Raw genomic sequence first — 24073 nt, forward strand, 5'->3', positions numbered from 1 at the left:
GGCCCGGGGGTGCGAGTCGGCTGACGCTCGGCGGAAGGCCCAGGGCGTGGCGGCTTCGCGGACGCGGCAGGCAGGGGGCGGGGCGGCTGACGCCGGCCGGAGTGCGCGGGGGGGGGCGGCGGGTTGGCTGCCGCCAGGCGGAAGGCCCGGGGGTGCGAGTCGGCTGACGCTCGGCGGAAGGCCCAGGGCGTGGCGGCTTCGCGGACGCGGCAGGCAGGGGGCGGGTCGGCTGACGCCTGGCGGAACGCCGGGGGCCGGCGAGGCCGATGACGCGGGGCGGTTGAGGAAGATACGCCGGATGACTGCCCCTGGGCGGAACACCTGAGGGCGGGCGACCTCTCAGACGCAGCGACCGGGGACGGCAGGGCGGCAGGCGGAACACCCCAGGGGGCAGACGAGGCCGATGACGCAAGGCAGCTGAGCGAGATACGCCGGACGACTGCCCCTGGGCGGAGGACCTGAGGGTCGGGCGACTTCGCAGACGCAGCGGGCGGGGACAGCAAGCGGAACGCCGGGCAGGCGAGGTGAAGGCGGCTGCGCCGGACGGCTGGCGTCATGCGGCACGCTGGACAGCGGCGAGGTGCGCAACGCCGGTGACGGCTGGGCAAGTTGGCTCGCATCGGCCGCCCGACCACAGCTGGGCGAGTTGAACAGCATCGGCCGCCCGACCACAGCTGGACAAGTTGGCCCGCATCGGATACCCGGCCGCAGCTGGGTGAGTTGGCCCGCGCCGGCCGCCCCGCAGCTCGGGGTTCAGCCCTCGACCTCCCGGGGCTTCACCTGCACCTCGCGCAGCGCGTCGTCGCGTGTCTCGGCTCTGGCCTCTGTGCGGTGGCCGCGTTGGATGTAGTCGCGGACGACGAGTTCGACGGCGTCCTGCGGGTTGCCCACGCCCGCGAGCACCATGACTTCCACGACGAGCGCTGCGTCGAGCGAGACGGTCACCTTGGCCATGCGCGGGACGCTAGCACCCACCGGCGCACGCCCGATATCCGTTCGCCGCCCCGAGCCCACCCACCTACCCTCGACCGCATGAGCAAGCCTCTCGTCGCCATCCTCAGCGGTGCCGGTATCTCCACCGACTCCGGCATCCCCGACTACCGCGGCCCCAACGGCCTCTGGCGTCGCGACCCCGAGGCCGAGAAGCTCGTGACGTACGAGTACTACATGGGCGACCCGGAGATCCGGCGCCGGTCCTGGCAGATGCGGCGGAAGAACCACACCCTCCAGGCCGAGCCGAACGCCGCGCACCGGGCCGTCGTCGAGCTGGAGACGTCCGGCGTGCCCGTGCGGGTCATCACGCAGAACGTCGACGGGCTGCACCAACTCGCCGGGTTGCCCGCCCGCAAGGTGCTCGAACTGCACGGCACCGCACGGGAGTTCAGGTGCACCGGGTGCCATGCGCGCGGGCCGATGGAAGATGCCATCGCCCGAGTCGAGGCCGGGGAGGACGATCCCGCCTGCCTGGAGTGCGGCGGGATTCTGAAGTCGGCGACCGTCTTCTTCGGCGAGCGGCTCGACCCCGTCGTCCTCGGCGAGGCCGCCGCCATCACCAAGGCCTGCCAGGTGTTCATCGCCGTCGGCACCAGTCTCCAGGTCCACCCCGCCGCCGGGCTCGCCGGTGTCGCCGCCGATCACGGAGCACGGCTGATCATCGTCAACGCCGAGCCCACGCCGTACGACGACCGGGCGGACGAGGTCGTACGGGAGCCGATCGGCACCGCTCTGCCCAAGCTGGTACATGGGCTGAGCTCGGAGCACGCCCCCTAGGCTCTGGCGGGGCTCACCTGCGTCACGACCACGCCTGCCTCCTCCAACGCCGTCCAGGCCGCAGCGCCGGACGCCGCGTTGGTCACGACGACATCCAGGTCTTCCGGACCGCAGATCTTCACCATGCCGGTTCCGGGGAACTTGGTGTCGTCCACGAGAAGAGCCACCTTGTCGCTGGCGGCGATCATGGCACGTCTGGCCGGCACTTCGGCGACCGTGGTGTCCATGACCTGCGCACCCGCGCGGACGCCGCAGGCTCCCATGAAGAGCCAGTCGGCGTGTACCTGGCGAAGGTTGTCCTCCGCCATGAATCCGTCCAGCATGCGCGACTCGCGTATGACCATGCCGCCGAGCAGCATGAGTTCGACGTGCTCGTCCTGGACCAGCTCGTCATACACCGCCAGGTTGTTGGTGATCACAGTGATCCGGCGCCCGTGCAACCGGCGGGCGAGCCGGAAGACAGTCGAGCCGGAGTCAAGGATGATCGACTGGCCGTCCTCGATCATCGTCGCTGCCTTGGCAGCTATGGCGTCCTTCGCGTCCACTTGGGATTCGGCAGCCTCGGTGAATGGCGCGGGATCCTCCTCGATGACCGCTCCGCCATGCACGCGCGTGAGCAACCCGTCCTCTTCCAGCTTGAGGAGATCACGACGCACTGTCGCGGCACTGGCCTCCAGGCGACCGGCAAGATCCGTCACGGTGACAGTGCCGCCGGATCTCAATGCCTGCAGGATGAGTTGATGTCGTTGTTCAGCCAGCACGCGACAAAACACTACACGGCCCCTGCCGCACAACTCCCGTGCCCTCAAAGCACTTTGAGCCGGGCCACCCACGTCCCCGGACGAGAACGGGATATGCGCGGCAGCTGTCCGCGTTGCCCGCAGGCGACGGACCTCACATGAAATCCAGCACGCTCGGACGGAAGGCCGTGACCCCACTCCTTAAAGAAGTAACGAGGTTTCGGCAAAGCCCCTCCCAATGGCATGATCGACTGGCTGTTCGAGACAACGAGCTGGAGGGGGAACGGAGTTGTCTTTCGATGAGGAGTGGGCCCAGCTGAAGGCCGACGCCTTGGCGCGCCGGTCGACGGGCATGCAGATCGACCAGCTGCCTGCGGATGGTGGCGGCTCCGTGGCCCCGGCCGCAGGGTCCCTCGTGGCCAAGACCGACTCGATCAACGGCAACGCGAACTTGCTGATCGAGATAGCGGGCTTCCTCCAGGAGGGCCGACCGGACGCCGAACTCACCACCATGGCCCGAGAGCCCAGGGCTCACGAGGACGTGGCCACGCAGGTGGCCCGGTTCGCAGAGTTCGCGGATGACCAGTACCGGGACGCGGTCGCTCTCTTCGCCGCACTCTCCACTCGCCTGCGAACAGCAGGCAGCGATTTCGTGAAGATCGACGACGGCACGGCGCAGCACTTCCTCGACGACGTCCTGCGCTACGGCCAGTACGTCGCCCCGGAGGCACGATGAGCGGCGGTATCAGTCACCGCAAGGACGTCGACTATCTGGAGGGCTGCAACCCTCCCCTCGTCGAGCGGAACGCAGCCGAGTTCAAGCGCCTTCACGGCATGCTCGTGGCGGTCGATCCGTCCGCCGAGCGGGCCGAGAAGCACACGCAGTGGAAGAGCGAAGGCAGCCGGCACTACGAAGCTCGGCTCACCGAGGCACGCAAACTGCTCACCCAGCTCGCCGAGGGCTACGACAAGGCCGCCGGCGCCCTGACCGACTACGCGTTCGCGCTGCAGGTCGCCAAGGCGCACTATTCCAACGGCAAGGCGAATGAACAGAACCTCGCGAACCTGATCCACACCAAAGGTACGGCGATCACCCGCGAAGCCCAGGAGGCGGAGCCGATGCGCCAGTGGGAGGACATGCGGGCCACCACCGGCGTCATGGACTTCTTCGCCGAACTCACCATGGATGTCGACGACATCCGCGACGACGCGAACCGACTGCACGACGCCGCCGGTGGCGACTTCCACCTGGCGAAGACCACAGAGCAAGAGGCACGGGAGATCTGCGTCCACCAGCTCAAGCAGGCGTACGACCTGCTGCCGGACTTCCGCATGGGCTTCATCCAACGCGTCGACATCGTCTCGGCAATCGCGGACTTGCGACGAGAGTCTGCCGAGGCTCGGACGAACCCGCTGACGCATCTGCCCGGCAGCGGTCCCAAGCAGGACTACTACCCCATCGCCGGGAACGCCATCGTCTCCCCGGCCCTGCGCGACATTCGCCTCCAGATCGCCAACCTTCCTGGAGCAAAGGACAGTTACTGGGACCCACCCGCCAACGCCCAGCAACGCACCGACTGGATCGCGGCAAACAAGGACATCATCAAGGCGGCGGCACAGAACTCGGGGCTCCCACCGGACATGGTCGCCGGTATTGCCTGGCAGGAGATCGGCGGACAGCCCGGCATCCTGGACGACATCACCGACACCATCCGGGAACAGGCCGACTCACCGCTCAGCCCGATCGCTCCCGAGAGCCTCCCCTGGCGCCTCGGAGGCGATCCCGACAACACGTCCATGGGGCCTATCGCGATCCAGGTACGACGCGGCGCCGAAGTCCTCGGCTACGACCCCGACCACCTCACCGATCAGCAGCGCAGCATGGTGGAGGAGTCCCTCCAAGACCCTGCGCAGAACATCTTCGTCGCCTCGGAGTACCTGGCTCAGCTCAAATCGGAGAGCGAGTTCGCCGACGTGCCGGCCGAGGAGATGACCGCGGCCCAGTACCAGGAGCTCGCCGCGCGCTACAACGGCGGCCCGTACTGGCAGACCGACGATGCCCAGGCTTACGGGCGTGGCTTCACGAACAATCTGGCCGACGCAAGGAACGCACTGCGCTGATGACTCAACCCGCTCTTCCGAACGACGACCGCGGCTGCCTCCGCCTGGTCCTCGCGGTACCACTGGCCCTGCTCACCCTCGTCGCCGCGTACTTCTGCTGGACAGCGCTGACCATCCGTCCATCGGGCTCTTGGGACGACGACGCATACGCCGGCATCGTTCTGTCCTGCGTCCTCACCATCGGGGCTGCCGGTACGGCGGCGGTGCTGTGGCTGCTTCCGCCCGTGCGACGGATCATGGGGTGGTGGTGGGTGGGTCCGGCCGTGCTGTTGGGTGTGATCGCAGTGATCCGCTGGGTGACGGGCGGCTGAGGCCTGAGGAGTAACCGGGCCATGGTGATCAGGACACGCCCGCCGCGGAACTCGGCGTCCCGACAGAAGATCCAGCCCGCGGTGAAGGCAGCGTCACGGAAGATCAGTCGCTGGTTCCTGGCATTTACGCATAGCGGTTTTGGATGGCATCGCGAGCAGTAACGACCGCTGCAATGCGAGGGGAAAGTAGGGTGCAATCCTGACCTACGGACTGCAACAGATCGTTCAGAGTAACGCACAGCCGAGCGAGGACGTCCCAGCGGCAAGGCCGCATTAGTAGCCGATGTAGGTTGAGATCGAGCGCCGACCACTGCCCGAGCGCTGCGTGCATCACACTGTCTCTGAATTCTTGCATTTCAATGGATAAGTCCGCAGAGTAAGTTGCACGTTCCGAGGCATACCAAAGCGGGCGCGCCGCCCAAGCGCTCTGGCAGGTTTGCGCAGTGAGAGCCAGATTGAACAGTCCAGCGGCATCGTCACTGGTACGCAACCGCTCGGCCGCGCGACGGGCGGCAGATTCTCTCCGGGCCAGCCGAAAGGCCAAACACGCGCTCTCAAGAACGCCACATTCTTCCATGCTTGCAACCAGCAACTGCTCAAGATCCGCCACCGCTTGCCCGACGCGCCCTTTGAGTAACTGAATCACAGCGAGCACATGCCGCGCATGAATCACCGATCCATGTTGCCCGCGGTCCACGAAGAATTGAAGGTCGACCCGGGCCTGCTCAAGACTGCCGATCGACAGGCAGAAGTCCGCTCGACACCAGGGCGACCAGGTGTCAGCATGGCCGAATCCTTGATCAATGGTCGCCTCCAGATCGGTACGCGCCTCCTCGAAACGACCCATGCCGTGCAGCGCTTGGGCTCGATGCATGAGTGTGCTTGCGTCACCTGGACCCAGGGCGAGTGCCTGGTCAGCATCGTTGAGCGCATGGTCATAGTTGCCCAGCATGCAGTGCACCCACGAGCGACGGGCCAACGTCCATTCGTCCAATGGAAACATCTCCAGCGCCCGGTCCAAATCTGCAAGGGCTGCCGAATATCGCCGCAGGATACCAAGAGCGGCTCCCCGCCCCGCATAGGCCCGCGAATACGAACTATCGAGTTCGATAGCCCGATCGAAGTCATCCATCGCTCTTTCGGAATTTCCAAGTATACGAAGGGTTTCACCTCGCCGAAAATACACCCAGGGAGAATCTGGATTCAATTCGACAGCGCGATTCAGGTCAGAAAGAGCAAGGTCACGTTCTTCGCGACGGTAAGTGCGAGCCCTGGCACGGTAAACTAGCGCTCGCACCGAGTCAGGTTTCAGTTCTAGTGCACGGTTGATGTCTGCAAGTGCAGCTTCGACATCACCAATACGGTCGAGTGTGGCACCTCTCGAAGTCCACGATGCATGATCCGATGGATCGATCTCAAGAGCACGGTCAAGATCTGTCAGCGATTCCTGGAACTGGCCCAATATTCGATAATAGTCACCACGCATTCGGATTGTGCGAATTTTGTCGGGGATCAACTGATCGGCACGGTTCAGATCGTCGATAGCTGCGTGGTAATCACCTAGTTCCGCGCGGGTAAGGGCTCTTCCGATGTATGCCGGCTCATAGTCAGGGACCAGAAAAAGGGCCGTACTGTAATCGGTCAGTGCTCCTCGGAATTCCCCGTCTTTGCGCCTGTTGCGTGCCCGTTCCGCCAGCGCTGCCACTCGCTCTTGTATTGAGAAGGGCGCTCGATCCAACAAGACGCTGATCAGGCCGACCAGGCCCACCGTATCGAGCGCAGCGAGGAGATCGTCTCCCCAAGTCTGGATTGTCGACGCCTCCGCATCTACGCCGACGTCACGAAGCATTTGAGCCCACTGCCGTGCGACACCCTCACCCGCCTCACAGGCGGACACAATGTTATGCAGTACGGCTGGCAGTGCCGAGGAAGGTCGAGCGCAGAGCCTGTGGTAAGACTCGGCGAGTCGCAGGTCGCGCCATTCTTCGACGGTCCACAAGACATCCGGCGCCAGATCTAGTTCGCAGTGTGCCGCCCACCGGCCAACAGCGTCGGCGATTTGCGTGTGTCGGTCCACCCAATTCCGCGGGGCGTGACGTCGCTGCAACCTCAGCATTTGGCTGCGTACGACATCATGATAGTGAACTCCGTCGCGGTGATCCCGAACAAACGGCAGGCATCGAAGCCACCCGAACAACGTCGCCGCCTCGGCGTCCGAGCAGCCCACGGCAACCTGGAGCATGTCGGCATCCAGTCGGCGTGGCAGTGCTCCTGACAGCGCTGCTGCCCGCCGTATCGGCTCCTGTTCCCACTTGAGGAATCGCTCCACGGCCGTAACAGTTGGGTCCTCCACAGTGTCGGGATCCGTGGGGCAGCTCGCGGCCAGGGTAGAGACCAGCACGGGCAGACGACCAGTCAGACGCAGTACCTCCGCTACCACTGGTTCCGAGACCACTCCTTTGCTTGCGAGCAACCGCCGTGCCTCGGACTCCGTGAAAGGCCCCAGTGGCACGTCCTCCACGAAGTCCGAAACGTCACCCCAACGAGCCCTGTCCAGAGCCCGCTGACCGGCCGTCACCAGTACGACACGGGCGGGGAGCAGGCCGTACCGAGTGGTGGTCACCACATCGTGCAACCATCCGTCCAGGAAGGGGGCAGTCTGTTCGTAGGTATCGAAGAACAGCACGACCCACGGCACGCGATCTGCCGCATCCACTAGTCCCTGGAGGAACAACGGGGTCAATACGCGGTCGGGCGACAGTACTAGCTGCACGTCCTCGTGACTGCGTAGCCTCGCAAGCCCGTCGCGTAACCGGTCGGCTCCCGCGGCCAGAGCAGTCGGGTCGAAAGCCCCGGCGAAGCACCCTATTCCGGGAACGAGCCCGAGCGCCATCAAGCTGGCACGCGCCGCCACCATACTGCCCGGGGATGGCTGGCCAGGGCCAACGGTGTCCGGAAGAGGATTGGGAGAGCCCAACTCCGCCTGATGCCGACGTTCCTGATAAGTAGCCAGCAGGCGGTCCAGTTCGCGAAAATGTTGTCCCTGCAGGGCGAATGAGGTACTCAAGGAGCCGAGAGCCTCCGGCAGGCTGGAGACGGATTCATCGAGGCGGCCAGTCAAGGCGCCTTGCTCACGCGCTATCCGTTCGAGTTCCCCGACCAGAAATGTCTTCCCGACTCCGGCATTGCCGTGAACGTGGAATAGAAAGCGGTGCCTCTCATCGGTCGGCGACCGACGCAGGTTCTCTTGAAATTCAGCGCATTCCGCTTCCCTGCCGATGAAGCCCCTCCGTCGGCGCTTGAGGAGGATGTCTTGCACAGACTCACCCGATGGCTGCCTGCGCCCCATGCGCCTCACCCTCCCCCAAGAATCGCGTCGACAATATTTTGCCCTACCCACCATGAGACGCACAGAGGTTGTTTCAACGCCCTCGGAATGTCAGACGGGCGAAACAGGCAACGATTCCGGCTCGGGGCAGAGTCATCATGAACGGCTGCAGGCACTGGTTCAACACACGGCCCGAGGACCGACTCGTCACAGACTGCCGACGAAGGCCTAGTAGCACAGGTGCACGAGGGGCCTGGGACCTCCATGTCTCCGGGATGTGCGGTCTCAGGAGTCGGTCACCGTGATCTGCAACGGTCTGCGGGGTGCCGGGGAACCTCCGTGGGGGTATCCGTACTACGCGTGGAGACCGCCCACGGTTCAGGCCTCGGTAGACGGAGGTGTTTCCCGCGTTGTCGGTCAGCCTGATGCGTGAGACGGCCCACGTCCGGCTGCGGCTCCGGCCGGGATGGTGACCGAGACGCCGCAGATGATGTCGTTGCTGCCCCAGCCACCGCTGTTGGGGCCGCAGGTGCTGGTGCCGTCGCCGGCCGTCACCACCTTGAATTTGCTGGACGCCGTCTGCCCACCCGGCCCGGCGACGGTGACCTCACCCTTGTAGAAGCCGGACTCGGCATCGGTGACGTCGATGGAGTACGCCACGGTGACGGGCTCTGCCGCGTTGTAGAGATAGGTCGCCCCGTCGGGCGGCAGGGAGACGTCCTCGTAGGTCGGTCCGGTGGAGTCGACCGGCTCCTCGGCCGTGACGGTGCCCGCGAACTCCGAGAGCCGGTTCTTGCCGACCGTCAGGGTGTCCCCTTGGTCGTCCGAGGCGGTGACCTTGACGACCGCCCAGGTGGCGCTGTCCTGCGCCGTGTACTGCGGTACGTCGAAGTCGTAACTGTATGTGGACCACTGAGCGTTCCTGGACGCGGAGTTGACCATCGCCGTGCCGTTCGGCTGCAGCGAGTAGCTGATGTCGAATGCGGGCCCCACGCCGCCGCCGTCCGCGGTCACCTGTCGGACGTAGACGTCGCCCGAGACAGTCGCGGCGCTCGTGTTGCCGTCCGTCACACTTCAGTTGAGCGTCGCGACCGCGCCACCGGCCGTGACGTCGACGGTCGACGGGCTGAACGAGAGAGCGCTGAGCTCCAGTCCTCCTCCGTTCTCCACCGCCTGCGCCGGCCCCACCGAGACCGCGCCCAGCAGAGCCGCCGTCACCAGGTACGAGACGCCGTCGTCTTCCGACCAGGTTCTCCGCACCCTGGAGACCGCTCAGAAAAGCGCCGCCCCGCTCTCGAAGTCCAGCAGTCGTTGCTTGCGTTCGAGGCCGCCGCCGTAGCCCGTGAGGCTGCCGTTCGCGCCGACGACTCGGTGGCAGGGGACGATGATCCCGATGGGGTTCTTGCCGTTGGCGAGGCCCACCGCGCGGGAGGCGCCCGGGTTGCCGAGGGCGTCGGCGAGGTCGCCGTAGGAGCGGGTCTCGCCGTAGGGGATGCGGCGGAGTTGGTCCCAGACCGTGCGTTGGAACGGGGTGCCGTGCAGGCGTAGTTGGAGGGTGAACTCCTTCAACTCGCCCGCGAAATAGGCCTGTAGTTGGTCGGTCGCTTCGGTGAAGGGTGTGTCGTCGGGGGTGCCGAAGTTCTCCTCCGGGGGGCGGTGGCGCTGGTCGACCATGTAGAGACCGCACAGGGCGCCGTCGTCGTCGGCGACCAGGGTCAGGGGGCCGTACGGGCTGTCGATCACCGTGTGGTGTTTCATCGCTTCTGTTTTCCTTTTTTCCTTTTTCCCTTACACCGGCAGGAAGTTGATCGGGTGGCTGTCCGTCGCCCAGAGATACTGGACCGCGTACGCCCGCCAGGGCCGCCAGGCCGCCGCGCGTGCGGTGAGGGCGGCCGGGGTCGACGGGAGCCCCAACTCCTGGGCGGCGCGGCGGATTCCGAGGTCGGTGGGGAGGAAGGCGTCGGGGTCGCCGAGGGCGCGCATGGCGATGACGTCGACCGTCCAGGGGCCGAAGCCGGGGAGGGTCAGGAGTCGCGCTCGCGTCTCCGCCCAGTCGCTTTCCACGCCCAAGTGGAGGGTTCCATCTGCCAGTTGGGCCACCAGGGTGGTGAAGGTGGTGCGGCGGGTGTGCGGCATCGCCAGGGAATCGGGGGCCACCTCCGCCAGTGACTCGGGGGACGGGAACAGGTGGGTCAGGCCGCCCTCGGGGTCGGCGACCGGTTCGCCGTGCGCGGTGACCAGGCGGGCCGCGTGGGTGCGGGCCGCCGCCGTGGAGACCTGTTGGCCGAGGACGGCCCGTACGGCGAACTCCGCCTCGTCGACCGTGCGCGGGACGCGTCGGCCGGGGGCCTTGTCCACCAGCGGTGCCAGTACCGGGTCCGTACGCAACTGGTCGTCCACCGCGACCGGATCGGCGTCCAGGTCGAGCATGCGGCGGCAGCGGCTGATGGCCACCGGCAGGTCGCGCAGGTCGCTGAGGGTGAGGCGGCAGGCGATGTGGTCGGACTTGGGAGTGAGGGACGCGATGCCGTGGCCGTAGGGGAGGCGGAGGGTTCGGCGGTAGGCGCCGTCGCGCCACTCCTCCACGCCCGGTACGGCGGTCGCCGCGAGGTGGCCGAAGAGGTTGTCGGGGTTGAGGGGGGCGCGGAACGGCAGGCGGAGGGTGAGTGTGCCGGGGGTCAACACGGTTGTCTTCGGGCGCCTGTTGCGCAGTTCGCTCGGGGAGAGAGCGAAGACCTCGCGCACGGTGTCGTTGAAGGTGCGGATCGAGGAGAAGCCGGCGGCGAAGGCGATCTCCGCCATCGGGAGCGCCGTCGTCTCGATCAACAGCCTTGCCGTCTGGGCGCGTTGGGCGCGGGCCAAGGCCAAGGGGCCGGCGCCCAGTTCGGCGAGGAGCTGGCGTTCGATCTGCCGGGTGCTGTAGCCGAGGCGGGCGGCGAGGCCGGGGACGCCTTCGCGGTCCACGGTTCCGTCGGCGATCAGGCGCATCGCGCGGGCGACGAGGTCGGCCCGCTGGTTCCACTCCGGGGAGCCGGGGCTGGTGTCGGGGCGGCAGCGCTTGCAGGCCCGGAACCCCGCCTGCTGGCAGGCCGCCGCGCTCGGGTAGAACGTCATGTTCTCCGGCTTGGGCGGGACGACCGGGCAGCTGGGCCGGCAGTAGATGCGGGTGGTCGTGACGGCCGTGAAGAACCAGCCGTCGAAACGCGCGTCCTTGGACTGGACCGCGCGCACGCAACGCTCCGTGTCGGTGTGCATCCCGTTCTGCATACGTCCAGCATCCGATACGGGGTGGGTCGGGGCTGGCGGAAATCCGACGTCAACCTCGCGTGGCCAGGTCACCGCCCAGATCACCACGCTTCTGCGGGAAGTATGACGCGAGGTACGACGGGACGTATGGCGGGAGGCGTAAGGGGCGTCGGCGCTTATGCGTTTGTGGTGCGACCCCCGGCTTTGTAGCGTCGACCTCCGTGAACCCTCCCTCACCTGTGCACAGCGCCGACTCCCTCCCGGCCCGCCTCGACGCGGCCCGGAGCGACTACGAAGCCCTCCTCGCGAAGAAGCTGTCGCTCGACCTGACCCGTGGCAAGCCCTCGTCGCGGCAGCTCGACCTGTCCGCCGAACTGCTCTCGCTGCCCGGCGACCGCTACACCTCCGCCGACGGCACGGACTGCCGCAACTACGGTGGCGCGGAAGGGCTGTTGGAGCTCCGGGAGATCTTCGCCGGGTTCCTCCAGGTACCGGCGGAGCAGCTGCTCGCCGTGGGCAACTCCAGCCTGGAGCTGATGCACGACTGCCTCGTGCACGCACTGCTCGGCACGCTGCCCGGAGCCGCGCGCCGCTGGGCGGACGAGGAGCGGGTCGCGTTCCTGTGCCCGGTCCCCGGGTACGACCGGCACTTCGCGCTGTGCGAGCGGTTCGGCATCGAGATGATCCCCGTGCCGATGACCGCCGAGGGCCCCGACATGGATGTGGTGGAGCGGCTGGTCGCCGAGGACCCCGCCGTCAAGGGCATCTGGTGCGTGCCCAAGTACAGCAATCCGGACGGGACTTGCTACAGCGACGAGGTCGTACGGCGACTCGCCGCCATGCCGACGGCCGCGCCCGACTTCCGGATCTTCTGGGACAACGCCTACGCCGTGCACCACCTCACCGACGAGGAGGTGCAGATCGCCGACATGCTCGCGGCCTGCGCCGACAGCGGGCACCCGGACCGGGTCTTCGTCTTCGGGTCCACCTCGAAGATCACGCTGGGCGGTGCGGGCGTGGCGTTCTTCGGCTCGTCCCCGGCCAACGTGGCCTGGCTGCGCGGCTACAGCGCCAAGCGCTCCATCGGCCCGGACAAGGTCAACCAGCTGCGGCACGCGATGTTCCTGCGCGACGCCGACGGGGTCCGCGCCCATATGCGCAAGCACCGCGAGCTGTTGGAGCCCAAGTTCGACACCGTGCTGCGCATCCTCGCCGAGCGGCTCGGCGACACCGGCCTCGCCACCTGGTCCACGCCCAAGGGCGGTTACTTCATCACCCTCGACGTCCTCGACGGCTGCGCCCGCGAGGTGGTCCGCCGCGCGGCCGACGCGGGTCTCGCCCTGACACCGGCCGGCGCCACGCATCCGTACGGCGACGACCCCAGGGACCGTACGATCCGGATCGCCCCCTCCTTCCCGGACCTCTCGGAGATCAAGGAGATCATCGACGGGGTGGCCACCTGCGTACGGCTGGTGGGCTACGAAAAGCTCGTGGCCGACGGGAGTTGACCCGGCGCGGATCGGGAGTTGACTCGGGACAGATACCGCACACATGACGCTCCAGAGGTGTGCGGTACCTCACGCCCCGGTTACAAATCGCTCAACCTCTGGTTGCGAAGCGGTGAGCAGTACACGATGGGGACATGACCCTGGCCGAGCGAGCCATGCAGCGACTGGAAGGCTGGCGCGACCTCAGCGCGGTCCCGGCCAGTTGCGGCACGGGGCGGGCACTGCGGTCCGCCCACAGTGAGATCGTGCATTTCCACTCCGACCACGATGTGGACCTGCATCTCACGGTCGGGGCGATCCTGCGGTTCCACCACGATCTCAGCGAGTCGACGGCGATCCGGATCATCCCGGGCTCCCGCTGGGTGACCGTCCACCTGGACTGCGAGACGGACGTCGACCTGCTGCTCAGCCTGGTCAGCGTCGCCCTCAAGGCACACGCGGGCGGGCCCCCGTCCGGGAGCCCGCCCATGACCGGCTGCAATTTCCACCGGGTGACACTGGTGCCGCGAGACGGCGACTAGGACCGGCCCTAAGGGACCCTGCCCCCTAGAACACCGCCGCCGTGTCGTCCTCCCCCGCCTCCAGCAGCGTTGCCGCCGCGCCGACGACGCGTGGATCAGGGCTGCCGACGACCTCCTCGTCCTTGTCGGCGTAGTCGAAGCGGGCCAGGACGCTGCGCATGGCCTCGACGCGGGCCCGCTTCTTGTCGTTGCTCTTCACCACGGTCCAGGGGGCCTGCTCGGTGTCGGTCTCCCGGAACATGGCGACCTTGGCGGCGGTGTAGTCGTCCCAGCGGTCCAGGGACTCCAGGTCCATCGCGCTGAGCTTCCACTGCCGTACGGGATCGACCTGGCGGATCGTGAAACGGGTGCGCTGTTCACCTTGTGAGACGGAGAACCAGAACTTGATCAGGTCGATGCCGTCGTCCGCCAGCATCCGCTCGAACAGCGGGGCCTGCCGCATGAAACGGCGGTACTCGTCGTCCGAGCAGAAACCCATCACGCGCTCCACGCCCGCCCGGTTGTACCAGGAGCGGTCGAACAGCACGATCTCACCGGCGGTCGGCAGGTGCTGGACGTAGCGCTGGAAGTACCACTGACCGCTCTCGCGCTCGCTCGGCTTCTCCAGTGCGACCACGCGGGCGCCACGCGGGTTCAGGTGCTCGGTGAACCGTTTGATCGTGCCGCCCTTGCCGGCCGCGTCGCGCCCCTCGCAGACGATGACGAGACGCCGGCCGGTCTCCTTGACCCAGCGTTGCAGCTTCAGCAGTTCTATCTGCTGGAGCCGCTTGTGCCAGTCGTACTCCTTGCGCTCCATGCGGTGTTCGTACGGGTAGTTCTCGCGCCAGGTGTCCACCGGGCTGCCGTCGGGCCGGATCAGCACCGGGTCGTCCTGGTCGGTGTAGTCGACGCGCAGCCCCGACAACAGCTCAGTCATCCCGGCCTCCTTCTCGATGGTGTTCGGTTGATCAGTGGCGTTCATCAATGACGTTCATCCAGTGGCACTCAGTGGAACTGCGGCACGATGAGATATATGCCGTATGCCACGACAGCCGCACAGGCGAGAAAGCACAAGCCCGCCTGTGCGATCCCGAGGGCATGCGTGCCGCCGTCCTGTTCGCGGGCGGTCTCGACCTGGGCGATGCCGAGCACACCCAGCGCGAAGACGGCGACCACGCCGACGGTCACTCCGACACTCACCGCCGCGACCTCGCCGAGGGCGTTCCAGTCCAGACTCATCAGTCAACTCCCTTGACTCAGGCGGCCGTACGGACGTCGGTGGACGCCCCGCTGCGGATGGTGACCTCGTGGGTCTCGTTGACGTTGTCCGCGTGCACGGGGTTGCGGCGCGAGGCGATCACGATGAATCCGGCCACGGCGGCGGCGATCAGGGCGATCAGGGCCGTGCCGAGGTTGCCGCCGTGCTTGACGACGGTGGCGGAGAGACCGCCGACCAGAGCCGCGGCCGGCAGGGTGACCAGCCAGGCGATGACCATGCGGCCCGCGGTCCCCCAACGTACCTCGGCCAGTCGCCTGCCCAGTCCCGCGCCCAGGATGCCGCCGGAGCAGACCTGCGTGGTGGAGAGCGCGAAACCCAGGTGGGCGGAGGTGAGGATGACGGTCGTGGAGGCGGCCTCGGCCGCGAAGCCCTGCGGGGACTGGATGTCGGTGAGGCCCTTGCCCATCGTGCGGATGATGCGCCAGCCGCCGATGTAGGTGCCCAGGCCGATGGCGAGTCCCGCCGCGGTGATGACCCACACCGGCGGACCGGCGTCATGGCCGAGCGCGCCCACCGAGATCAGGGTCAGGGTGATGACGCCCATCGTCTTCTGGGCGTCGTTCGTGCCGTGCGCGAGGGAGACCAGCGAGGCCGAGGCGATCTGGCCGAGCCGGAAGCCCTTGGTGACCGAGTCCTTGCGGGCCCGGGCGGTGATCTTGTAGGCGAGGTAGGTGGCGAGGAGAGCGGCGATTCCGGCCACGAGCGGGGAGGCCACCGCGGGGATCAGGATCTTCGCCACGACCTTGTCGAAGTGGACCCCGTTGGAACCCGCGCCGACCCAGACCGCGCCGATCAGGCCACCGAACAGGGCGTGCGAAGAACTGGACGGCAGTCCCAGCAACCAGGTCAGGAGATTCCAGAGGATCGCTCCGACCAGCCCCGCGAAGATCATTCCTGGGGTCACGAGGGTGTCGTCGACGATGCCGCCGGAGATCGTCTTGGCGACTTCCGTGGACAGGAAGGCGCCGACGAGGTTGAGGGCCCCACTGATCAGGACCGCCGTTTTGGGCTTCAGCGCCCCGGTGGCGATGGACGTCGCCATCGCGTTGGCGGTGTCGTGGAATCCGTTGGTGAAGTCGAAGGCCAAGGCCGTGACGATGACGACCGCCACGAGGAACGTGATGTGGTCCATCGCTCGATGGAAGCAATCGAAGGCGTACATTCGGCCAACCGGAGGCCAAATCCAGGCATGGCCCGGTCAACGTAGGCATACGCCACGGCACCCTCCGGCCCTCGTTCGCACCTTCCTCCTCTTCATGCGCACACTTCCTCCTTTTTATGGCATGGCCCGGTCAAATCTGCGAAGCTTCCCCCGCGATCACGCAATCGCGACGCGCACCCCGCGGCCGCCCACCGGCACACCCAGTCCGGCCGGGCGGCCACCGAGCAGGCCGGTATCCCGGCCGCCGTAGAAGGAGTTCCGTGTGAGATCGACCCCCCACAAGGCTCTCGCAGCCGGCGTTTTCGCCGTCGCCGCGGTGGCCGCCCTCTCGCTCCCCGTCACCCCGGCCGCCGCGGCACCGTCCGCGGCTCCCGTGGCCGCCGCCTGCACCCCGGCGCAGGTGGTCACCAACGGCGACTTCGAGAGCGGTACTTCGTCCTGGACCCAGTCCTCGACGACCGTCATCACCAGCCGCACCGGGCAGAGCGCCCACGGCGGCACCAGCTTCGCCTGGCTCGACGGCACCGGCGGCACGCACACCGACACGCTCTCCCAGAGCGTGACGATCCCGTCCGGCTGCAGCAGCGCGACCCTGACCTTCTGGCTGCACATCGACACCGCCGAGACGACCTCGTCCACCGCGTACGACAAGCTCACGGCGAAGATCGGCAGCACGACCCTCGCGACCTACTCGAACCTGAACAAGGCCACCGGCTACGTCCAGAAGTCGTTCGACGTGTCGTCGTTCGCGGGCCAGACCGTGAGCCTCGCCTTCTCCGGCGTCGAGGACTCCAGCCTCCAGACGAGCTTCGTCCTGGACGACATCGCCCTCAACACCTCCGGTGACACCGCCCCGCCGGCCGACTCGACGCGCACGCCGGCCGCCCCGGCGTACACCGTCAGTCTGAGCAGCAACACCGCCGGCACGGTCTGGACCGGCCACGAGAGCACGACCTTCACCAACGCCTCGGCCACCCCGCTCACCGAGGTGTACCTGCGGCTGTGGGACAACTACCACGGCACCTGCTCCGCGCCGCCGATCACGGTCACCAATGTCACCGGCGGCACCGCGGGCGCCCTCTCGGTCGCCTGCACGGCCCTCCAGATCGCGCTGCCGGCCCCGCTCGCGCAGGGTCAATCCACCACGATCGGCTTCGACTTGGGGATCACCGTCCCCAGCGGCGCCGACCGGTTCGGCTACGACGGCGCGTTCAGCATGATCGGCAACGCGCTGCCGGTCCTCGCGATCAAGGACGGCTCGGGCTGGCACCTGGACCCGTACACGAACAACGGCGAGTCCTTCTACTCCCTGGCCGCCGACTTCAAGGTGACCCTGGACCACCCGACCACCCTGCTGGTCCCGGCCACGGGCGCCTCGGTCGACACCGCGGGCACCAGCGGGCGCACGATCACCACGGCCACCGCGTCCAAGGTCCGCGACTTCGCGTGGGCGGCGGGCCCGTTCACGAAGATCTCGGGTACGTCGACGGCGGGCACCCCGATCAACATCTACTCGGTCACGGGCATCAGTTCGGCCAACGCCCAGTCGATGCTCACCACCGCCAAGTCCGCGGTCGACGCCCACGCGGGACGCTTCGGCGCCTACCCGTACGGCGAGTTGGACGCCGTCATCGACAACAACTTCTGGTTCGGCGGCATGGAGTACCCCGGCTTCGTCCTCGACCTGGTCAGCACCACGGCACTCACCCATGAGATCGGCCACCAGTGGTTCTACGGCATCGTCGGCGACGACGAGTACAACAGCCCCTGGCTGGACGAGGCGTTCACCGACTACGCCACCGACCTGGCGCAGGGACTGACCGGCACCAACTGCTGGAACAACGTCTCCTGGGCGTCCTCCGCGGAGAACATCACCAACTCGATGGCGTACTGGGACGCCCACTCGTCCCGCTACTCCACCGTCGTCTACGGCTACGGAAAGTGCGCCCTGCACGACCTGCGCCGCACCCTGGGTGACACCGTGATGGCCAAACTCCTGAAGGACTACGCCACTTCGCACTGGTACGGCGTCTCGACCACGGCCGAGTTCAAGGCGGCCGCACAGGCCGCGACGACCACGGACCTGACGTCGTTCTGGACGACGCACCGCATTATCGGCTGATGCAGGACGGTTCGCCGCGGGGGGCGTTTTCCGGCGTCATCCGCGGCGAACCTCCGACGCCTACTGGCGGCTAGCGGTATCGGTGATGGCCCGCCCGAGCCAGCAACGGCGTCAACGCATCGACGCCCACGGCGAAACCCCCGCGAGTGGCCGGTGCCCCGTCGCTGACGCAGAGCAGGCCTATGACCTCGCCGAGGTCATTGAGGAGCGGCGCCCCGGCCTGCTCCGGGGACGGCCGCAAGGTGGTCCTGACAAGGCTGAGTTGTCGTTCCGGAACATTTTCGAGGCTGTCGACAGACGCAGACAGAAGTGAGCCGGACGTATCGGCGACGTCCGCCGAGGCGGAGACGGTGACCATCGGCGCCCACACCGGGTCACCGAGACGGATGAGCGCGGGGTGGCCGAGGCGCAGGGAAGCGGGCGGGGCGGGAGCGGAGAGTCGTAGGACTGCCACGAAGGCGGACTTCGGGCCGTGGGGAACGATCTCGGCGACGGTGGTCTCGAACCCTTCGCCCTGCACGGTGATCCGGCCTGCCGACACGGGGTGTCGCAAGGTGGTGGCGACCAGTCCGTCGGCCATGAGGAAGCCGCTCCTTACGGTCCGGACGACGTCCTTCCCTGTGATGAGAACCCTGACCAGGGCCGACCGGATCTGAGGCGGACACTCGTCGGGACGTGCCGGAGGCAAGGGACAGACCTGCAGGCGGCCGGCGAAGCCGTGGAGCATGGTGCGGTAGCTGTCGGACCGGGTGCGGACGTCATCGGTTTCGGCGATGCAGTGGAGCAGGCGCTCCATGTCGTTCGTCTGGTCGAGGCGTAGCGACAGCCCGTCGAGCACTGACAGCGCACCCGCGAAGTCGCTTTCGTCATGGCGGTCCCGGAAGCGGGTGAGTACGTCCTGGCGGCTGACGGCCGAGCGGATGAGCACGCTGTTCCAGGCCGCCACCCGGTCTCGCAGGTCGGTGAGTTCGCCGTGGGCACGTTCCAGGCGCGTGCCGAAGTCCTGGGCAGCTCGCACCGACTCGGCGGTTGGTCCCCCGTTCGAGAGTTCGTCGAAGAGGGCACGCACGGTCTCGCTCAGTCGGCGCAACGCACCGCGGGCCGCGACGAGTTCGAGCTCCACCGATCCGGCCTCGGTGTGCATCGTCGCGAGCGCTTCCTGGGTGGCCGGGTCCAGCAACTCCGACGGGGTTCGGAACGTCTCCAGCCGGTGCCGGAACTCGTCCCACTCCGCGCTGCTGTCACCGTCATCGACAGCGGCAAGCAGGCGACGGAGCCGCTCACGCACCTCGTCGCGCTCCCGGCGCAGCCGCTCGCGGGTGTCGAACTGCCGGAGGTGTTCCGCCATCCGGTCAACCTGGTCGGGGGTGAGCAGGGTGGCATCGAGCACCTGGATCGACTTCCTGCGGCCGGTGTCGAGGTCGTGGGCCGTGACCTCCAGCACAGAACTGGCATTCAAGTCGAACGACACCTCGATGCGGGGCTTGCCCCTTTCGGCGGGCCTGATTTCGTCGAGTTTGAACTCACCGATCTTGGTGTCGGGGCTGAGCACTCCGCTGAAGACCTCGATCAGGACGTCGGTCTGGTTGTCCTCTCCCGTGGTGAAGATCTGCGAACGGCTGGTGGGAATGTTGGAGTTGGGCCCGATCAGAACCTCGAGCCCGTCGTCCTCCGCCTGCCCGTGAGCCCTGATCCCCAGGGCGAACGGCGTGACGTCGACGATCAGAGTCTCGGGCAGCTTCTTGTCGAGTTGGGCGGCGTGCAGCGCGGCTCCGAGCGACACGGCGGTACGCGGATCGCCTGGCGCGGTCCTTGTCCGGCCGAAGGCCCGCTCGAAGACATCCGTCACGAGCGGTGCCAGCATGGGGCCGCCGATGAGGACGAGATGATCCGGCTTGCCGGGGAGGCTGCCACACTTCTCCGCACAGAATCGGCGCAGGGCGTCCAGGGGCTCGGCCACGATGTCGGCCAACTGCTCCCGGGTCAGTGACACCCGCACGTCCTGGCCGTCGACGAAGGACCGGAGGTGGTGCTCGGCCTCCAGCCGTGTGGACAGGGCGATCTTGATCTCCTCGGCGGCCGCCTCCAGACGCCGGCGGGCCGCGGCGGTCGGCGGCACCCGGAGGCCGAGATCCTCGATCTGCCGGGCGAGGGCTTGGCAGATCAGGGGGTCGAAGTCCCGGCTCCCGCAGGCGTTGTCCCCGATGACCTGCTCCACGTGGTAGATGCCGCCACCGATGTCCATGCCACTGACATCGAGGGTGCCCGCCCCAAGGTCGACGACGATCACCGAGTCCTCCAGCGCGCCCTGTCGCTGGAAGTTCACCGCGACGCAGGCCGCGGTAGGCTCGTGGATCATCCGTACCAGTTCCACTCCCGCGATGGTGCAGGCGTCACGTGTCGCGCTGCGGGCCTTGCTGGGAAAGTTGGCCGGCACGGTGACGACCGCCCTGGGTCGTGACACGCGGTAACTGTGCTGCTGCTCGGCCCAGTTGAGCCAGTCGGGGACTACGTGGTCCACCTCGGCGCGGGCCAGTTCGGCGACGCGCTCCCGTACGTGGGCTGCGAGGAAGTTCTCCACCGTCTGGCGCGCATGGCGGACCAGGTGTGCGGCGACCTCCTCCGGCCGGTAGCTGTAACGGCCCGAGAAAGCCCGGTAGTTGACGACCGTTCCCATCTTGCGCTTGGTATCGCGGATCAGGGCCATGGCCTTGCCGGTCTGGATCTCCTCCATGGTCAGGCCGACCAGTTCGGCGCCCTCCGCGTCCACGCACAGGGTCGAGGGGAAGTGGGCCCGGCCCTTCCAGGAGCAGGCGACGGGCTGCTGGGCGACGGCGTCGTAGATGGCGACGGCGCACTGCGAGGTGCCGAGGTCCAGCCCCCAGATGCGCGCAAACCGCTCGTCGGTCTCGCGGCGGGCCTGAGCGACCCAGACCGACACCCGCTCCTCGAACCCCCTGCGCGCCACGGCGTCCAGTGCGTCGAGCGCTTCGCGAATCCGGGCGACCAGCTTCGGGGCCAGGCCCGACCTGCCCACGAGGTCACGTAGTTCGGCGGCGGCGCGGGTACGGCTCCCCTTGCGTTCCACCGTCGCCAAGCAGAGCCGTACCAGTTCCTCGATCTCCCCGGTGGCCCGCAACCACTCGGCGAGCCGGGGGTCCTCCAGTGCCTCGGCACCCAGCTTCCGGCGCAGACACCGCACGGCACCGACCAGGTCCTTCTCTCCGACCCAGAGAGCGATGGCCTCCTCCCATTCCTCCGCCTCCTCACGCAGTTGGGCGGCGCGAGGCAGATCACCGCCGGCGGTGAGGGCGGCGGCCCGGGCGTTCTTCCCTCTGCCCGTCCGGTCGCCGTGCAGCACTCGGTCGGCCTCGCCGTACCGTGCGGCGCGCCGATACAACTCGTGGGCGTGGTAAACCTTGCCGGCTGCCTCCGCACAGCGCGCGGCCTCGGACAGTTCTCCGGCCGCTTCCTCGAAGTCGCTCCAGTCGACGAGAACTTTCTGCCGATCGTTCTCGGCCGCGACGCGCAGCCGCCGTTCGAAGTCGGTCCGGGCCTCCTTCAGTACGGCATTGCGGCGGGCCGCGATCTCCTCCCGACAGGCCGCCACCGCCGGTGTCCCGTCCCTCAACCTCCGGATGGCTTCGGCCAGTTGCTGTGCCTGTCGCGCCGCATCAGCGTAGCTGCGCCGGGCGACCAGGTCACCGAGGGGAAGGAGACAGGCGTCGACCAACCTGAGCAGGCGGTCGGGTTCGTCGTCCGGGCAGTTGGCGAGTGCCTCGAAGGGGCGGCCCAGCAGTTCATGGCATTCGCCTGCCTGCTTCAGCAAGCCTCTGTCCTGGAAGTGCGGCAGTGCCTCGCGGTAGCGGCCCGCCCTGAACAGCAGTTCACCGAGGCGCTGTTGCAGATCGTGCGCCGCCAGGTCGTCGCCCAGCGCACGGGCCAGGCCGAGGCCCTCACGCAGTCCGCGCTCGTCGTGCAACGTCAAACAGCACTCGAGAGCCCGTCGTTGCTCCTCCCGAGTGCCGGCGAGTGCGGCGGCGTCGGCTCCCCGGCCGAGGAGGAGGTGGACGCTGAACATCCTGGGCAGGAGATCCTGCGGCAGTTCGCCGAGGAACCCGGCCCACAGCTGCGGATGATGCTCCAACGGCACCCGGGTCGCGTGCTGCTCCAGTGCCCAGCCCCAGCCTCCGCCTTCCAGAAGGCCCCGTGCCCGCCAGTGCACGAAGTGCCGTACCAACGACTCCGCGTCGTAGCTCTGTGCGAGGTGCCGGATCAACACGTCCCGCGCGAGCTGTTGCAGGCCGGACAGCCGCAGTCGGCCGGCCAGTTTGATCAGCACGGTCAGCGCGTCGTCGTCTCCGCGTGCGGCGAAGGAGGTCAGCCATGGTTCGTCCTGCGGCCGGAAGGCCCCCGCGTAGTGGGCGTCGGGGATGCGCCGGTCGTAGGTGTCGAAGAGCCTGTCCGCTTCGGCGGGCGCATGACGCAGCGCGAGGCGGAGTGCCTGGCGGTAGTACCGTGCGGCTCGGTCGAATTCCACGGCGCTCAACGTCGAGAAGTCCAGGGTTGCGGCCAGTCGGTCGGCAGCCCGGCGCCTTCGCCGCCCGCCTCCGCCCCGCAGCCAGTCGGCGAGCACGGCGGTACCCCGAGTCATCGGGCCGGTCCGCCGGACGCGACCGGGTGTCGGCGCCATCAGTGCCACCGGCTCAGGTTCATGGCGTCGTGGGACCCGCGCCTGGGCTTTTCCCGGGAAGCCGGGGAACGGGGGTAGTTCGTCGTCTCCGGGGAGTTCGGCGGTGGGCGGGATGAAGCCCTCGAGCCACATGAGTCTCGTTGTCGGCGCCCCTGCCTCGGCCTCCCTGACCCCCTCGAGAAGCGCCTCGCGTGCCTCTTCCACGGCGAGGTCACGCAGGTCCACCGTCCGTACCGGACCCAGCTCCGACGGCGGCTCATGGCCGTCCGTACGCACCGGAATCACCTTGCTCACGAGTCCCTGCGCGTCCGCCTGCTTGGCGACCTGCCATTCTCCCTGTCCGTACGCGGAACGCGCGTACTCGTCCGACATGACGGCCAGAATCCGGTCGGCTCTGGCCACTCCGTCCCACAGATGGAACGCGCGGTACTCGTTCTCCGTGCTCGGACACGGCCGGAGCAACACACGGCACGCGCGGCCCTCGGCCCTTCGCAGTTCCCATGCGATCCACTCGGCCCAGGAGCGGTCGCGCGGCGCATAGGAGACGCAATAGCTCGATCGATGCACTTCGTTGGCGAGAACCCGCAGCATGGACATCGCGGCCCGCGCCGCGTTCCGTGCCGCGGTCCGCTGCGAACCAGCCGCGTCGGCAGCGCCCTTGTGTCCGTCGGCCCGGTCGCTGATGCCACGGACAACAAGTGCGGGCCGCCCTCCTGCAAGGTGTGCCGCGTGAGCGAGGCCGGCCCCCTCCATCTCGATGGCCACGGCGTCGTTGTAGTTCTTCCGCAGCGCTTGCCGGAGCGGGTTGTCGTCGGCGGCGTCGAGGACCACGTCGCCTGCCGCGACCGGCTTGAAGTGGATGGTGTCCAGGCGCGAACCGAGCGCCAGGCGAGCGGCCTCAAGGAGTCCATGGTCCGCCTGCCAGCTTTCGGGCCGGGCCAACAGTCCGTCGTCGGTCTGCCGTCCGCCCTGGAAAGCGTGCACCCAGGTGGCGACCACGACGTGCCCGAGCGCCACATCGGACTTGAGACTGCCGGCAATGCCGACGAACAGCATTGCGCGTGGCCGGAACATGCCTCCGGCTCGCTCCGCGATGACCGCGGCGCTGTCGCTGCCCCGACCCACCGCGGCGATGATGATCCGCCAGGGCGTGCCCTTGAGGAATCCCTCTTCGAACAGGGTGCCGCTGTCGTGTCTGAAGGTCCGGACACAGACGAGTTCGGCCTTCACCGCCTCGTATTCCACCTGTAGTGCGGTGAGGATGACGATGATGGCGCTGCTGTCTGGCATCGA

The 24073-nt window shown here is 67.7% G+C and carries 18 protein-coding genes; 7 read left to right on the top strand and 11 right to left on the bottom strand.

Annotation, left to right across the window (positions count from 1 at the left end; genetic code table 11):
* Positions 1-753: 753 nt before the first annotated feature.
* Positions 754-954, bottom strand: coding sequence for a type II toxin-antitoxin system VapB family antitoxin (locus tag OO70_RS31605; RefSeq protein WP_043678658.1), 201 nt, complete (start codon positions 952-954; stop codon positions 754-756).
* Positions 955-1032: 78 nt separating this feature from the next.
* Here OO70_RS31605 and OO70_RS31610 point away from each other — a divergent pair, with 78 nt between their 5' ends.
* A complete protein-coding gene (locus tag OO70_RS31610) occupies positions 1033-1770 on the top strand; it encodes an SIR2 family NAD-dependent protein deacylase (RefSeq protein WP_043678660.1) in 738 nt (245 codons plus the stop codon).
* Here the strand turns inward: OO70_RS31610 and OO70_RS31615 are convergent.
* Complete coding sequence (locus tag OO70_RS31615; protein ID WP_043678662.1) at positions 1767-2531, bottom strand: DeoR/GlpR family DNA-binding transcription regulator; 765 nt, start codon at positions 2529-2531, stop codon at positions 1767-1769. The two genes, OO70_RS31610 and OO70_RS31615, sit on opposite strands and share 4 nt — an antisense overlap.
* Positions 2532-2799: 268 nt before the next feature.
* Here OO70_RS31615 and OO70_RS31620 point away from each other — a divergent pair, with 268 nt between their 5' ends.
* From OO70_RS31620 to OO70_RS31630, 3 genes are read left to right on the top strand one after another with little or no spacing between them, the layout of a single operon-like run.
* Positions 2800-3246, top strand: coding sequence for a hypothetical protein (locus OO70_RS31620; protein ID WP_234336994.1), 447 nt, complete (start codon positions 2800-2802; stop codon positions 3244-3246).
* Positions 3243-4631: a hypothetical protein gene (locus OO70_RS31625; protein ID WP_043678664.1), complete on the top strand. Its 1389-nt coding sequence runs from the start codon at positions 3243-3245 to the stop codon at positions 4629-4631. Before OO70_RS31620 ends, OO70_RS31625 begins: the two co-directional genes overlap by 4 nt.
* Entirely contained in the window at positions 4631-4942 is a 312-nt protein-coding gene (locus OO70_RS31630; protein WP_043678665.1) for a hypothetical protein, read from the top strand. The genes OO70_RS31625 and OO70_RS31630 overlap by 1 nt, the downstream gene beginning before the upstream one ends.
* A 124-nt stretch (positions 4943-5066) precedes the next feature.
* Here OO70_RS31630 and OO70_RS52855 read toward each other — a convergent pair whose 3' ends face one another.
* The 5 genes from OO70_RS52855 to OO70_RS31650 form a co-directional block, all read right to left on the bottom strand.
* Entirely contained in the window at positions 5067-8261 is a 3195-nt protein-coding gene (locus tag OO70_RS52855; protein WP_158711539.1) for a tetratricopeptide repeat protein, read from the bottom strand.
* Between the two features lie 426 nt (positions 8262-8687).
* Positions 8688-9341 (bottom strand): hypothetical protein, encoded by a 654-nt coding sequence (locus tag OO70_RS31635; RefSeq protein ID WP_043678666.1) that lies wholly within the window; start codon positions 9339-9341, stop codon positions 8688-8690.
* A gap of 3 nt (positions 9342-9344) precedes the next feature.
* Positions 9345-9530, bottom strand: a complete 186-nt coding sequence (locus tag OO70_RS31640) for a hypothetical protein (protein ID WP_043678669.1) — start codon at positions 9528-9530, stop codon at positions 9345-9347.
* A 12-nt stretch (positions 9531-9542) separates the two neighbouring features.
* Positions 9543-10028 (bottom strand): methylated-DNA--[protein]-cysteine S-methyltransferase, encoded by a 486-nt coding sequence (locus OO70_RS31645; RefSeq protein WP_043678671.1) that lies wholly within the window; start codon positions 10026-10028, stop codon positions 9543-9545.
* A gap of 30 nt (positions 10029-10058) precedes the next feature.
* Positions 10059-11537, bottom strand: coding sequence for an AlkA N-terminal domain-containing protein (locus OO70_RS31650; protein WP_043678672.1), 1479 nt, complete (start codon positions 11535-11537; stop codon positions 10059-10061).
* A 200-nt stretch (positions 11538-11737) separates the two neighbouring features.
* Between OO70_RS31650 and OO70_RS31655 the strand changes: the two genes are divergently transcribed.
* Complete coding sequence (locus OO70_RS31655; RefSeq protein ID WP_043678674.1) at positions 11738-13024, top strand: aminotransferase class I/II-fold pyridoxal phosphate-dependent enzyme; 1287 nt, start codon at positions 11738-11740, stop codon at positions 13022-13024.
* A gap of 134 nt (positions 13025-13158) precedes the next feature.
* A complete protein-coding gene (locus OO70_RS31660) occupies positions 13159-13545 on the top strand; it encodes a luciferase domain-containing protein (protein WP_043678676.1) in 387 nt (128 codons plus the stop codon).
* 25 nt (positions 13546-13570) lie between these two features.
* On the opposite strand, the gene ppk2 is transcribed toward OO70_RS31660, so the two are convergent.
* The 3 genes from ppk2 to OO70_RS31675 all read right to left on the bottom strand — a co-directional run bounded on the left by ppk2 (position 13571) and on the right by OO70_RS31675 (position 15935).
* Entirely contained in the window at positions 13571-14461 is an 891-nt protein-coding gene (gene ppk2, locus OO70_RS31665; protein WP_043679085.1) for a polyphosphate kinase 2, read from the bottom strand.
* Between the two features lie 68 nt (positions 14462-14529).
* Positions 14530-14763, bottom strand: coding sequence for a hypothetical protein (locus OO70_RS31670; RefSeq protein WP_043678678.1), 234 nt, complete (start codon positions 14761-14763; stop codon positions 14530-14532).
* A gap of 17 nt (positions 14764-14780) precedes the next feature.
* Positions 14781-15935, bottom strand: coding sequence for an inorganic phosphate transporter (locus tag OO70_RS31675; protein ID WP_043678680.1), 1155 nt, complete (start codon positions 15933-15935; stop codon positions 14781-14783).
* 292 nt (positions 15936-16227) lie between these two features.
* Here OO70_RS31675 and OO70_RS31680 point away from each other — a divergent pair, with 292 nt between their 5' ends.
* Positions 16228-18087: a M1 family aminopeptidase gene (locus OO70_RS31680; RefSeq protein ID WP_043678682.1), complete on the top strand. Its 1860-nt coding sequence runs from the start codon at positions 16228-16230 to the stop codon at positions 18085-18087.
* Between the two features lie 70 nt (positions 18088-18157).
* Here OO70_RS31680 and OO70_RS31685 read toward each other — a convergent pair whose 3' ends face one another.
* Positions 18158-24070: an Hsp70 family protein gene (locus OO70_RS31685; RefSeq protein ID WP_043678684.1), complete on the bottom strand. Its 5913-nt coding sequence runs from the start codon at positions 24068-24070 to the stop codon at positions 18158-18160.
* Positions 24071-24073 lie beyond the last annotated feature (3 nt).

The sequence above is a fragment of the Streptomyces xylophagus genome (assembly GCF_000716435.1).
Taxonomy (GTDB): domain Bacteria; phylum Actinomycetota; class Actinomycetes; order Streptomycetales; family Streptomycetaceae; genus Streptomyces; species Streptomyces xylophagus.